Origin of the sequence: Knoellia terrae (genome assembly GCF_048606435.1) — a bacterium.
Lineage (GTDB): Bacteria > Actinomycetota > Actinomycetes > Actinomycetales > Dermatophilaceae > Knoellia > Knoellia terrae.
The window spans coordinates 87,692-100,804 of sequence record NZ_JBMBWH010000003.1; the positions used below are offsets into that span (position 1 = coordinate 87,692).

Annotated in this window: 8 protein-coding genes and 1 pseudogene; 3 read left to right on the forward strand and 6 right to left on the reverse strand. The window is 64.5% G+C overall.

All coding sequences use genetic code 11. From position 1 onward, the window contains the following. Positions 1 to 165 precede the first annotated feature (165 nt). Positions 166 to 501, forward strand: a complete 336-nt coding sequence (locus ACOJV9_RS05640; RefSeq protein ID WP_420184215.1) for a histone-like nucleoid-structuring protein Lsr2 — start codon at positions 166 to 168, stop codon at positions 499 to 501. A 104-nt stretch (positions 502 to 605) separates the two neighbouring features. On the opposite strand, the gene ACOJV9_RS05645 is transcribed toward ACOJV9_RS05640, so the two are convergent. The 3 genes from ACOJV9_RS05645 to ACOJV9_RS05655 form a co-directional block, all read right to left on the reverse strand. After that, positions 606 to 2,297 carry a GmrSD restriction endonuclease domain-containing protein gene (locus tag ACOJV9_RS05645; RefSeq protein ID WP_420184465.1) on the reverse strand — a complete coding sequence of 564 codons (1,692 nt, stop codon included), beginning with the start codon at positions 2,295 to 2,297 and terminating at the stop codon, positions 606 to 608. Positions 2,298 to 2,849: 552 nt separating this feature from the next. Next, on the reverse strand, positions 2,850 to 3,404 hold the full coding sequence (locus tag ACOJV9_RS05650) for a hypothetical protein (protein WP_420184216.1): 555 nt from the start codon (positions 3,402 to 3,404) through the stop codon (positions 2,850 to 2,852). Positions 3,405 to 3,806: 402 nt separating this feature from the next. Beyond that, complete coding sequence (locus tag ACOJV9_RS05655) at positions 3,807 to 4,907, reverse strand: TY-Chap2 family putative peptide chaperone (RefSeq protein ID WP_420184217.1); 1,101 nt, start codon at positions 4,905 to 4,907, stop codon at positions 3,807 to 3,809. Between the two features lie 50 nt (positions 4,908 to 4,957). Between ACOJV9_RS05655 and ACOJV9_RS05660 the strand changes: the two genes are divergently transcribed. Together ACOJV9_RS05660 and ACOJV9_RS05665 are read left to right on the forward strand one after the other, a co-directional pair. Continuing rightward, positions 4,958 to 6,535, forward strand: coding sequence for a PDDEXK family nuclease (locus tag ACOJV9_RS05660; RefSeq protein ID WP_420184218.1), 1,578 nt, complete (start codon positions 4,958 to 4,960; stop codon positions 6,533 to 6,535). A 29-nt stretch (positions 6,536 to 6,564) separates the two neighbouring features. Next, entirely contained in the window at positions 6,565 to 7,773 is a 1,209-nt protein-coding gene (locus tag ACOJV9_RS05665; RefSeq protein WP_420184219.1) for a uracil-DNA glycosylase, read from the forward strand. 1,004 nt (positions 7,774 to 8,777) lie between these two features. Here ACOJV9_RS05665 and ACOJV9_RS05670 read toward each other — a convergent pair. The 3 genes and pseudogenes from ACOJV9_RS05670 to ACOJV9_RS05680 all read right to left on the reverse strand — a co-directional run bounded on the left by ACOJV9_RS05670 (position 8,778) and on the right by ACOJV9_RS05680 (position 12,722). After that, positions 8,778 to 9,086 carry a DUF6907 domain-containing protein gene (locus tag ACOJV9_RS05670; protein ID WP_420184220.1) on the reverse strand — a complete coding sequence of 103 codons (309 nt, stop codon included), beginning with the start codon at positions 9,084 to 9,086 and terminating at the stop codon, positions 8,778 to 8,780. A gap of 165 nt (positions 9,087 to 9,251) precedes the next feature. Then, entirely contained in the window at positions 9,252 to 11,264 is a 2,013-nt protein-coding gene (locus tag ACOJV9_RS05675) for a coiled-coil domain-containing protein (RefSeq protein ID WP_420184221.1), read from the reverse strand. 298 nt (positions 11,265 to 11,562) lie between these two features. Further along, positions 11,563 to 12,722 (reverse strand): annotated as a pseudogene (locus tag ACOJV9_RS05680) (serine hydrolase domain-containing protein). Positions 12,723 to 13,113: the final 391 nt, after the last annotated feature.

Below are 13,113 nucleotides of genomic sequence, written 5' to 3' on the forward strand. Positions count from 1 at the left end.
GGCGGGTGTGTTGCTTAGCATCTCGAACGCGTGAGAAGTCGTCGTTTGACGGTGTAGACCGCCCAGTCATCGCTACATCTCCGGTAAGGGTTCGCTCCGCGTCAGGTTCGCTGGACCACGGGGTCGCTATAGCCATCACAACCCATAGGCACCATGATTCGTCTCATGGCGAAGCATACGACGGTGACCATGACCGATGACCTTGACGGATCTTTGAATGCCAAGGAGGTCTCGTTCAGCCTTGATGGCCGCACCTGGGTCATCGACCTCAGCGCGAAGAATCGCACGGCCCTCGAGAAGGCGCTCAAGCCGTACATCGCCAAAGCGACTGAACAGGCCCAGCAGAGTCGGCGCAGCAAGAGCGCTCGCTCCTCGTCCCGATCAAAACCCCGCAAGGACCTGGCAGCCGTCCGGGCTTGGGCGAAGGAAAATGGTCATCAGGTGAGTGACCGGGGTCGCATCAATGCGAGGGTCTTGGCTGCATACGAGGCTGCGCGTTGATCTTGGGCGGGCAGGCTCGTGCCGCCTGTGTGCGGCAGGGAGGCGGCGGGTGGGCCATCTCGTGAGATACCTACATCTCTGCCGCATGACCTTTGGGCAACTCTTCAGCAGGTAGCCAGCATCTGCCCGAGAGCGTCGTACTCAGCTTGTGTGACCGTGAGGGCGTACTTGCGCTTGACGGTGGCCCAGTCGGTCGCGTAGTCGCACCAAGCGGATGTCAGGGGCGGCTTCCAAGACTCAGGTCCACTGTCGGCCTTGGCTTGGTTGACGGATCCTTCGACGGCAACGAGTTCGGGCGCAAGCATGTCGTTGGCGAAGGCTTCCTTCTGCTGTGCCGTCCACGCCCAGCCACCGGAGCGGTGAGCGTTGGCAAGCGCGACTACGTGGTCGATCTGGACCTCCGCGGCTTGGTCCCAGGTGAGGCCGGTGTAGGGGTCGAGCCATGACCCGAAGACGGCGGCGCACCCATCGGCGGTCAGGACTGGCTTGACTTGGGACGTGGCGATAAGGACCTCGTGCCGGGTGTTCTGACAGTCCCAGTCGACGTCGATCCAGTGGTTCCAGGAGTCGCGGTTGTAACTGACGGTGGTGTTCTGCGGGGCGACAGTCAGTCCGGACAAACCTGGGTCGCTGGTGCTGGGGTCACCGGTGAAGTAGCCCGCGACGTCTCCGATGACATGGGTAGAACGGGAGATGTACACGCTGGCGGTGCCACCGGATCCGAGCTTGGACATCGCGGCGTTGGCGATGGTCTGCCCGGCGCGCTCGGTGTTGAGGTTGGAGGAGGAGCCTGGGGTGCCCTCTTCTGTGGGGTAGACCTGCAGGAACCCTGCTCCGGTGGCCTGTGTGGCCGTGAGGTTCAGCGCGATGGCGGCTGCCCCAGTGGTGGGTATGCCGCCCTTGCCCGCGGGAGCCAGACTCACCGTCGACCCGGAGGCGGGCTTGGTGCCAGAGCGAGTGTCCTTGATGCGCGTGGGAGTGATGGGCACGAACAGTCTGCGGCTCGTGACTTCGTCCGAGCCGCCGGTGTAGTACCCGGCAACGTCCGCGATGAGATGGGTCGGGGTGCTGGTGTAGATCTGGACCGTGCCTGCGCTCGCCAAGGGGACGGTGGCCAAGCCCGCGGCGGTCTGCCCGACGCGCATAAGGTTGACGTTGGAGTAGGCGGCCGGGGCCACGCTGCCGTCGGTGGGCATCACCTGTAGGTAACCGGCACCCGCGGTCTGTGTGGCCGTCACATTGAGCACCACAGCTGACGCACCCGCAGGGACACCGCCGCGGCCGGTGACCTGGAACTTCGTCACCGACCCGGCCGCGGGCTTGGCTAGTGCAGGCTGTTGGGCGGTAGCAGGGGCTCCGCTCAGGCTCTCGCAGGGGACTCCGTCGTCATCACCGTCGAGCTGTGCCACGTCGCCGTAGTGCGGGTAGTAGATCCAGAACCAGTTGTTCGCGGCGGTCCAGGTGGTGAAGTCCCCGCAGTTTTTCGTGTCACCTGGGTGGGCCGGTGCGCTCAAGCCAGTGCCGTTCCTGCTGTCGAGCAGACGGGCGGGCGTCAGGGCGGCGAACCGGCCCGACGCGACGGCGGCGGCCGGGGTGTAGTACCCGAAGACGTCAGCGAGGAGGTGTCCGCCGCCCGAGGAGTAGAGCGTGACGGTGCCATTGTTCCCGACCGGAACGGTAACCATGTTGGCGATGCTCTGACCGGTGTACTCGATGTTGAGGTTCGATGAGGAGCCGACAGTGGCCTGACCGGTGGGGTACACCTGCACGTACCCGACCCGGGAGGCTTGCGTCATGGTCACGTTCAGGACCACAGCCGAGGTCCCACTGGCTGGCACACCGCCACGACCAGTGACCTGCAAGGTGACGCTCTTCCCCGGACCAACTACCGCCTTGGGCGCACCCACACCGCTGCGAGTGTCCAGCACCCTGCTCGGCGCAACGGCTGCTAGCCGCGACGGCGACCCCGCTGACACGACCGCTTGCTCAGCGGTAGCAACCGACGGCACCGCGCCTGCTTGAAGCAGCCAATCACCAGGCACACGGCCAACCGACCCCACCACGCATCGCGACGCATCGCGCACCCCGTCAACTTCTAACTCTGGAATACAGGCAGAGTCTTTCACCTCTAGCGAGCCCCAGCTTGGGATTGAGAAATGTCGGGTCCGGTACGCCCAACGTGTGCGATCAGGGTCCAGAACCCAAAGAAGGCCGCCAAGCCCCCCACCCACATGATGGGGGTGGGGGCTGGGCGGCAAAGAAAGGAGTCCGCAGTCCGCAGCGCTCGGGTTGTGCGTCAGGCGGCGATCAGCTCGCGCTACGCGCTGTCCGCCCGCCGAGAGAGCGCTCTACTCCAGAAGTGCATCAGTCGTCTCAATTGCGGACTCCAACTGATTGGGACACTTGTGCAAGGCGGCTACTTGTAACCACGAAGCCGCCATTTCCGGTTTGCCAGATGACATGTTTGTCAATTGAGCGACGACCTCGGCAGGGCCGATCCGGCCCATCAGGGCGCAAACCTCCATCCCGATGGATTCAGCTCGTTCACCGACCCCCCCGTTGGACACCCACTCGAGGTTGGTGGCGAAGTCAGCCGGATCAGGAGGCGGTACGACGTGAGACGCAACACATCGGGCGAGGACATCGAAGGTCGCCATTCCTACCTCTGCGGCCTGCGTTCCCGCAAGTGCCGCATCGGACGGCATGCTGCTTGAGAATCGGAGCGCCGAGCCGCTCAAGGCGTTCGGGTCGGTGGCAGCCTGTGCCGCGACGAAACTCAAACGGACCATGTTCACCTTGAAGCCTAGCGAGACGATGCCAGACCCATCGGCAGACACTGCTCCGAGCCCGGGACCGTCCTCCTTCCCGAAGCCGTCGCGAAGCTCGCGCAGCCCGTCCGCCAAGTCACTGCAGAGCGTGATCTCAGACGACGTAGGCGCGACAGGTTCCGTCTCAGGGGGCGAGGACGCGACCTGGGGGGTTGCCGTGCTTGGGCGCGTCGAGGATAACGGCGCACTGGTTGGCGCTGCAGAACCTGCCGGTGTCCCGCTGGCACAACCGGCGAGGGCAAGAGTCAGCAATCCGAGTTGCGCTTTTCGCATCCGCAACCTCGACAAACGTGGGTGATCATGCATCAGTAGCCCATCACGTCCGGACCGCGACGTCCGTTGTCTGGACCATCACCGACACGCTTCTGGAGGTGCCATACTGCCGCGGGACGCGGCCCGGTGCAGCTAAGTCCCTACAGTCGAAGGACGCTACTCTTAGGTATCCGATCCCTTCGGCCTCCTCGACGGCGTCTTCTCTCACGGCAACAACCGAGGCACGGTCTGTGCGACGAGCGCGCTGATGGGCGTCCCAGGACGGCGTGAGGACATGAGATCGACCGAAGGTTGGTCGGAGAAGAACAACTGGCCAGCGACGGAGACCCAGATTGACGGGTCGATAAAGGCCGCGGTGTTGACGGGCCCGATTCGCCAAAATCGTGGATCGTCGTCAGGGCCGCTCTCGCGAAGAGCCTGAGGTCGTGCCTCGATAGGTCCCAGACCACCGAAGGAGCGCCACGGGACCCGAGACGCAAGTTGCAGCGCCATGAACTGCGCGATCCACCGCAGCGCGAGAGAGGCAGCAGTACTCGGGGGGAGCGCGCCTCGCGGCTCTTCGAGACCTGCTTGCTGTTCGAGGTGTCTCAGCCAGGTGCGCCTGTCCTGGTCGTGCCAGTAGAACGGCCATTGCCGCAGGGTCGGCCCCGCGCCCGCCACGCTGGTTCCGTGGCGATTCAGTTGTACATGTACTCGTTGACCCATGGTCGCCTGATCGACGACGCTGAGGCAGTCGTAGAACCCATCAAGCGGGAAGGTGTTGATGGCCCAAAGGTCATGTGGGTGGCGGCGGATGAGTTGCGAGGCCACTTGCCATATCAGGACATCGGCGATGTCCTTCGGGACGGACCAGCCCGGTTCCGTCTCCTCCGAAACTTCGTCTAGGTCCGCTTGATCAAGGACCGTTGGAGCGTCACTGCCCATTGACGCACGGATGGGCTGCTGCGTTGGTTCAGACGTGGTGCTTGCCCCTAAGGGGTGGCCTTCGGCGCGAAGTGTCTGCTCGATGTGTTGCACCGCCTCGTCCGCGTACTCGGGGCGAGTCCAGCACCACGCGACCTCATGGTTGTACCCGTTGCCGCCTCCCTTGTCGGCCCAGTAGTCCCAGAGGCCTTCGAGGTTGTTGAGCTGTTCAGAAGGGGGTGGCCAGCCTTGGACGGCTCGGACACCACCGTCCGGGCTCTTAATCAGGGCGTATCGGACGCCCCAGGAGGGGCCGTCCGGTATCGCTCCTTCGAGCACGAGCAACTCGTGGGTGAGGCTGGCGTCGTGCACTTCATCGAACCGCCGTTGCCATTTGTCCATTCGAGCAGTGTGGCGGCATTTCGGATGAGACGTTGGGCTTTGGCGTAGGGATGCTCATGGAGACGTGCTCGATCGGTGACTGGAGGACGGCGATGGCGCAGGTGATGGAGTTGGTCGACGGGAGGTGGCGGCGTCGGCGGTTGACCGCCTTTGGGAACGAGCGGGAACTGCAGGCTCTCATCCTCGCCGATCCCGGTCTGGTGCCTGGCTGCGCAGGCGCGGTGGCAGTGGACGAGCTCCCAGTGCCGGGCGTGGGATCCCTCGACATCGCCCTTGTCGATGAGCTCGGAGTCCTCACACTCGTGGAGTGCAAGCTGAGGGCGAATCCGCAGATACGGCGGGAGGTGGTCGGCCAGATCTTGGCGTACGCCTCAGGTCTGCGCGGCTTGACCATCGAGGACTTCGCCGACCTCTGGGCTCGGGGGCGAGGTGGCGGCAAGGGCCTCTTCGATGACGTGTCGGACGCAGCGACGGCGGGGTTCGATGATGGTGCGTTCCGGAGCGGACTGGGAGAATCGCTGTCCTCGGGGTCTTTCCGGTTGGTGGTGGCTGTCGACGAGCTCACTGACGAGCTGACTTCAATCATCGAGTACTTGTCAGATCACTTGGACGGCGACGTCAAGATCATGGCGCTCGAGGTCGGCCTCATCGCGGAGGGAGAACTGAGGCTGCTGGTGATTCAGACATACGGGCAGACGTTCGAGCCACCGCAACCGATCAGCGGCCCGGCCAGGAAGCGATGGGGCAGATCGGAGATCGATTCGGCGGTAGCGGCGTTGCCGTTGCAGGACGAGCGTGAGTTCGTGGCCTTGCTGCTACGACACGCCGACACCAACGCGGCGCGCTTCAACGGGGGCGTCGGTCAGGCCCCGAGCGCAGGCTTCTACTACGAGGTCGCGGACAAACGCCCATCCCTGTGGTCGTTGTTTCTGCGACCCACTGGAGCGACATTGAGCTTGAACATCGGCTCGGTGGCCAACGCATCACAGGCGGCAGGTGAGCGGTACCGAGCACAAGCCAACCAGACGGCGCTGGAACCTGTCGGACAGCCAGCCCACAGCCTGAAGGCCTATCCCGAGGTTGCGGTCGCCACGCTGCTGAGCAAGGGTGTGGTCGCCGAGGACTTGACGAAGATGTTCGACGACATCGCGGGTGTAGCGACGGCCGAGCCGGGGACCAGTCGCGATGGAGAGCAGGGCGACACGACCGCGAGTCCCGGCTCTATGACCGACAGTGGGGCCCCCAAAAAGGACTTGGCTGCACCCGCGGCATTCGATAGAAAGATTCTGTGCGGGGCGTGTGGCAGCTTGACCTCCCGGGTCGTCCTACAGGCCCCATCCGCACCTGCAGAATCGTGGTCTTTGATCTATCAGGGAGTCATGGCTGGCAACCGCGATCGAGGGGATGCTGTCTCACTTGAGCAGGCGCAACAGCTCACTGAGGCGTTCGGCGCGCTTCCCTTGACGTTGGAGCGGGTGGCCCTTGCAAATCTTCATGACGACGCTGGGTTCTGCAGCGAATGTGCGGTGCCGTACTGCGGCGTTCATTGGGAAGGATCCCATGACGGCAGTGGCCGGTGCCCCCGAGGCCACTGGAAGTCGTTGGACCCGCACTGGCACCCTGAATAGAGCTGCGTCAAAGGAAGGGATGTAATGACATGAATGCCCGTCCGGCCGTTCGCAGCTATGCCCCACTAACGGTCGACCACCTCGCCAAGCTCGCCGACCTCGCTCGCGAAGACCGCGAGGGCTTCTTGGTCTCCCAGCCGGAGTACCGCGACTTCCACATGGCGACGGTGCTTGCGCAAGGCGCTGCACTGCACTGGATCAACGGAACGAATGGGATCAAAGACCTCGATGTCTGGAGTTTCTTTGCCCTGCCACCCGGACACTCACGGTTTCCCGCGGACGTCCGACATGTCCACGTTGACTTTGGAGAGTCTGAACTTGGACGTCAGCGCCATGACTCGAAGAAGGCGAGGAGTGACTCCGAGAGACGTCGCTTCCAGACATGGTCCAAGTTCGAGGGGCGACGCGTAGATCTGATGATGCGCGGGCTACCTGGCGACGTCAGCGAGGATCCGGCGGAGGCCATCCGCAAGTGGCTGAGCCGAGGCAAGCGTGGCTCTTCGCCTTGGTATCTGGCTCAGAAGGGTGTCGTGATGATCGACCCCGCCGAGCGGAGGGGTGAAGAGATCTGGACACCTCACTCGGCGGCTACAGACCCGGTGGCTCCGTCCACCGCCAGTGATCCATGGCCGGGAGTACTGCACTCACCTCGGAACATCCTGCGAGCGGTCGCCCGTGAGCGCGGCGAGGTCTACCCCACCTTGGATAAGGTGTTCGCAGCTTTTCAGCACACGCCTTTCAACAAGGTTCGCGTGGTCATCCTCGGACAAGACCCCTACCCAACCCGAGGTGATGCGACTGGTTTGGCGTTCGCGGTGCCACCCGGCCGTCGGCTCCCGGCTGCGCTCCGCAACATTCACGCAGCGCTGCGGGCTGAAGGCATCACGCCACCAGACGACCTCTCCTCGTGGGCGAAACAGGGCGTCCTGCTGCTGAACACCGCCCTGACGGTGCGTCAGGGAGAGCCGGAATCACACTTGGCGTTATGGAGGCCGTTCACCGACACCGTGCTCCTCCGACTGTCCGAGCGGACCAAGCCCATGGTCTTTGTCCTCTGGGGCCGCGAGGCGCAGAAGTGGAGAGAGCACCTCGATATGCGCCACCCGGTGGTCGACGCCCCGCATCCGGCCTCTAGGGGGGAGCAACAGAAGGCGTTCCGGAGCGCCCGCACATTCAGGCCAGTCAACAGGGCGCTCGTCAAGCTTGGGCACAAGGAGATCATTTGGGCCAGCACATGAGGATGGCCAGCGGCCTCAAGAGCGGTCCGGCGTGACCTATTCACCGCTGGTGCAACCACCTTGAGTCCGCAACTGTGGGCGCGAGACAAGGGAGAAGAGACGTGTCACAACATGGGTCACCTCTACCAAGCACCGTGCACCGCTTCGGGGGGGAACGGCTCTGGAGAGTTAGGGGTTACGTTCGAACGGTGGTCGCCAACACAGCGGGTGAGCTACCCCTCTGGCATGACGCAGAGACGGGTTGCATGCAGGGCACCGTTGATTTACTCGAGACACGGGACCGTCAGTGGCTCGAGTCAGCGGTGGCGACCGAGTCGGCGCGACACATGAGCCGACAGCCTCGGATGGACTGGTTCTGCGAGATATGCGTGCTCGAAGAGCGTCACCACGTCGGTAGGCCAGATCCAACTGAATCCTGCCCACGGTGCGGCTTGAAGCACCATGGTGACTGCTGAGCTCTCAGCCGAATGGCCGGATCTAAAAGCCGCAGGCTGAGGGTCAAAGTCCACGCAGAGGTCCAGAACGCAGAAAGGACGACCAGTCCCCTCGCACGCGGAGTGGGAGGGGACAGCGATGGAGTGCAAGAGCCCACTTCCGTAGGTAGTCCGCCCCGTGTTGACGGTGGCGTCACGCTGCGATCAGGTCGAGCAAGGCTGGCGCTGTGGCGCGGTCGCTGACTGACGTGGTAATGCCAGGAGTCAAGCGCTTCGAGCTCCGCGTCTGCGTAGCCGATGGAACGCACGCACATCCTGACCGTTGTGTAGCCGATCCGCTCATCGAGTTCGAGCAATAGTCCCGGCATGAGCTCCTCCACACCGCTGCCCGCTGCCCACCCGCGTGATCGCCGAAAGAGTCGAGCAGGTCAAGAAGTTTGCTGTCCATCTCCTCAACACCTAACCAGCGGAGGTTGTGCGGCTTCCGGCTTATGCCGTGAGCCTATGCGGGACGCTGGAAATAATGCGGTGCTAGCGGGTGCATCTGATTGGGGGCAGTTGGGTCGGGCGTCATTTCCACGTGGTCACGGCAGTGAGGTGGGGCTGGGCTTGACCCGCTGAGTCGAGGGCGTCAAGAAGCGCGCTCCAGAGCTGTCGCGCTTCGGTGAGCGTGTACTCGTGGGTGCCGATGAGGACGTAGGGCCCGTCGGCGGTGCCGGTGTCGGGATCGACGGACATGGCGATCACTGCCCGTATGCCGTCCGCCACCAGCAGCGGTTCACCGGTGTGCACGCAGTTCTCCTCGCCGAGATGCACATCATGGCGGGTGACACACCAAGGAGGGCAGGCAGTGGTGCGCGAGGAGGGCTCTTCGGCCACGCTGCGGTGGTTCCTTGTGGGCATCGGGTCCTCCTGAGGGCTGGGTCCGATTGCTACTGCTGACGCCAGACTGCGAGGTGGCGGTGAATCGCGAAAGGGGCCCCAGGTTGATCGCCTGATGCCCCTTTCCCGTCAACTGCGACTGTTGGGGCTTAGATCTCGTGATCAGGCCAGGCAGCCGCCGAGGGCGATCTGGCCGTCGATAGCGTTGATCCGGTCAAGCACGGCGGCGTACTGAGCCTGCAAGCCGCTCAGTAGCAGCTTCTGGGCTGCAGCGGCCTCGCGGTTGACCTTTTTGGCGCTCTCGAGCGTCCGCAGCGTCGCGTTCTGGCTGACGATCTGCTTGTCGAGCGCGTTGAGTTCGGCCCTCGCGGCGGTCAGGGCCGCTTCCTTGTCGCTGATCTGCTTGTTGAGGGTGTTCAGCGATTCCTGCAGGGGCTTGAGGCGATCCTGCAGGGACAGGATGGCGTCCTCCGTGGTGGTGATCGCCGTGTTGAGGGTGCCGAGGGTGGAAATGAGCTTGTTGACCTCACCGTCGAGCTTGGTCACCTCGGCGGTCTGGTTGATGACGGCGGTGTTGGCGGCGGCGAGGGCGGCCTGCAGACCCGGCAGGGCGTCCTGCAGTCCCTTGAGCTCGCCGCGCTTGGCGGTGATGTCGCCCTGGGCGGCTTCGAGGTCACCGGTCAGTCCCGGCAGGGCGGCCTCCAGGGCGGCGATCTCGCTCTGCTTGGCCGTGACCGCGGCGTTGGCGTCGGTGAGGGCAGTGTTGGCGGCGGTCTGCGCGGTCTTGGCGTCGTCCAGCGCGGTGGTGGCGGTGGTGAGCTGGGTGATGGCCCCTGCGAGGCTGGCCTGCAGACCGGGGAGCTGCTGCTGCAAGTTGCTGCTCTCCTGCTGCTTGGCCGACAGCTGGGAGTTCAGGGTGGCCAGCTCGCCCTGGAGCTTGGTCAGGTCGCCGTTCAGGGCGGCGATGAGTGCCGTGTTGTCGGTGGTCTGGGACTTGGCCACGTTGAGCTGACGGTTCAGCTCCTGGATCTGGTCCTGCAGGTTCTGCTTGACGGTGTTGTCGTCGGACGCCTGACGCAGAGCCCGCAGGCGGGCGATCTCAGCCTCGAGCGCGGCGATGGTGGGGTTCGTGCTCGAGGTGGCGGTGGCCGCCGCGATCTCTGCCTTCTTGGCCGTGATCTGGGCTTCCTTGGTGGCGATGTCGCCCTTGAGCGCGGCGATGTCAGTGGTGAGGGTAGGCAGCTTGGCCTCGATGGTGCTGATCTGCAACGCCAATGCGTCCGCGTTCTCCTTCGCGAGGCGCTGGTTCTCCGTGGCGGTGACCACGGCGGCTGTGGCGGCGGCGGCCTTGGTGTCGGCGCTCTTGGCCGTTGCCTCAAGGGCCGGCAGCGCGGCGCGTGCGTCGGCAAGCTTCTTCGTGGCGACGTCCACGAGCGCTTGCGCCGCGTCGCCTGCGGCCACCAGGTCATCGAGCTCCCCGGTCGCCTTCTCGATGGCGACAACCTGGGCGTTGACGGCGTTCTGGGCCGCGGTCGCTTCCCCGGTCCGGGTGTTGAGCAGGGTGTTGGCAGCGGCCAGGTCAGCTTCCTTGGTGGCAAGGCTGCTGACCACACCGGCCTTCTGAGTTTTCAGGCTTGCCAGTTCGCCCTCGGCGACGCCCAACTGGTACTCGAGCGGCGCCATCTGGTTCAGCAGGGCGGTGCGCTCACCCTGGTAGGTGGCGAGCAGCTTCTCGTCGGCGTCGATGGCGGCGGCCACGGTCGCACGGTCCTGGGTGAGCTGCGAGAGCGTCGCCTCGGCGGCGGCGATCTCACCGTCAAGCTTGACGTTCGCAATGTCGAGGTCGGAGATCTGCTTCTCGGCCGCAGCGATCCGGGTCGCGAGGCTCTCCTGGGTCGCAACGAGGGTGACGCGCTCCGCCTGCAGCTTGGCGATCAGCTCGGCGTTCTGCCGTGCCGCGGCCTTGAGCAGGTTCGGCTGCGCGAACCCGCGGTGGGAGAGCTGGTTGGTCACGCCGTTGCAGATCCCGCCGCCCGTGGTGGTGTTCGCCGAGGCCGGAGCGGTGAAGGCCATCGCACCAAACGCGGCCGAGACGACCAGCGCGGCGAGGGTGCGCTTGGGGCCGCGCCCGCCCATGACACCCGATCCGACGATGGCAACCCGTGAAGACGACATGTGGTTTCTCTCCCGATTTCCTGGGCAGAACTTGGTCGGCTGCCCCTCACAAGGGACACTAGGTGTGGCTGCGGCTGCCCCTGACCACTTCCGCGTTTAAAGCCCTGAACGCAGCCCGATGTTTAGACATTTGAACGCTGCCTGAACGCGCTGTCAGGTGTGGTTGCCGCGAGACCACAAGCATCGGGCTTACGACCTTCTGCAGTCTGGGATGCGCATGGTCCGTTCACTGGAAAATCCCTTGGACGCAGAGAATTCGGAACCCGACCCTCTCCCACTGCAACCGAGCGGACCGAACCTAGCGTTGCAGGATCGGCTCCAAGATGACGTCCACGACGGTGGTGTCGAAAGCCTCGGTGGGTGACCCGGGTCCGCTTTCGTCGCTGGCGATGGCGACGACGAGCCCGCGGTCTGGCACGACAATGATGCGCTGGCCATGGATGCCGTACGCACCGAAGAAGGGGTGGGACATGACGGTGCCCACCCACCAGAAGAACCCGTACGAACCTTCTGTGTCCTGCTCGGGAGTGAGCTGGTTGGTGGTGGACGCCTTGACCCAGTCAGAGGAGACGATCTGCTGGCCCTGCCAGTGGCCCTCATCGAGGTAGAGCTGACCGATCTTGAGCATGTCCGGTGCGGTTAGCTTTAAAGCGCAGCAGCCGGTGTGAGTGCCCTCTCCGTCCGCTGCCCAGGCGAATCCAGGCTGATGCAGGCCAACGCCAACATCCCAGCCCTCCCAGGCGGGCCGGGTGTCGATGTCGAGCGGGTCGAACAGCTTCTTTCGGGTGTAGTCCAGCACAGAGCGACCGACGGCGTTACGCAGCACCGCGCCGACAAGGTGGGCTGCTGCGTCGGAGTAGCAAAACCCGCACCCGGCGAGGCCACTAAGGCCCCGCCGACCAGTGCATCGGTGGCATCCTGCCCACGCACCAAGTCGAAGAGGGCCACCATGCCGGGCCCACCTTGGATCCCTGCAGTCATGGTGAGCAGCTGCCGCAGTGTCACTGATGCGATCTCATCCGTCATCGCCTCCGCATGGGCCGGAAGGAGTTCGGCAAGCGTTTGGTCTATGCGTAGGCGGCCTTCGTCAACGGCGATTCCAACCAGGATGCTCATCACGCTCTTCGTGACCGACCAGACATGGGCATGCTCGGTGGGCTCACGGTCGCGGTAATGGGACAGCACGACATCGCCCTCGACGCTCACCAAGAACGCACGGACGGCCCTCAGGCTCAGGTCACCCTTCGTGAGGCGTTGCTGGAGCTCCCGCTTCATCGCGCCGTAGTCGGGTGCACCGACCCGCGACCGTGGGACGGCGCTGGTGGATCCCGGGGACGATGCCCCCTCGACGGGCTCGGGCCCACCTGTGCATGCAGAGAGAAGGCCCCAAACGACCACAGACGTCATCAGGTGCAGCCATCGCGATCGTCGAGGCTCGGTAGGCGAACTCGCGCCCATGGCAGTGCTGCGGACTACGGGAGCAGCCGCAGATTCAAGGGCATTGCTCTACTGTGCCGTGCACGTGCGCGAAGAAGGCGTAGATCTGACCCGGAGGGATGCCCTCCGCGGCGGCCCCTGCGATCAGGTCATGCGCTAGGTCCGACCGGGTGCCAAACACTTCGGGATGCGCCTGGTTGAAGACGCTCAGTGTCCCCAAGCAACTTGCCCGCCCGCTCGGCTCATTAGGCGGTGCGGCTGACGCCGCCGACGGAGCAGCGATCAGCAACGTGACACCTAGTCCGGCTCCGACCCACGTCAACCTCATAACCAACGCCCCTGTTCCGCTCGGCCCTCAGTTCAAGGTACGAGCGGAACGCTGCCCTCGCGATAGTCCATCCGGGCCAAGAAC

Excerpts from the sequence above, each read along its gene's own strand:
- ACOJV9_RS05640 (WP_420184215.1), top strand. The coding sequence starts at position 166 with ATGGCGAAGCATACGACGGTGACCATGACCGATGACCTTGACGGATCT.
- ACOJV9_RS05645 (WP_420184465.1), bottom strand. The coding sequence starts at position 2,297 with ATGACGCAAGCCTCCCGGGTCGGGTACGTGCAGGTGTACCCCACCGGT.
- ACOJV9_RS05655 (WP_420184217.1), bottom strand. The coding sequence starts at position 4,907 with ATGGACAAATGGCAACGGCGGTTCGATGAAGTGCACGACGCCAGCCTC.
- ACOJV9_RS05660 (WP_420184218.1), top strand. The coding sequence starts at position 4,958 with ATGCTCATGGAGACGTGCTCGATCGGTGACTGGAGGACGGCGATGGCG.
- ACOJV9_RS05665 (WP_420184219.1), top strand. The coding sequence starts at position 6,565 with ATGAATGCCCGTCCGGCCGTTCGCAGCTATGCCCCACTAACGGTCGAC.
- ACOJV9_RS05675 (WP_420184221.1), bottom strand. The coding sequence starts at position 11,264 with ATGTCGTCTTCACGGGTTGCCATCGTCGGATCGGGTGTCATGGGCGGG.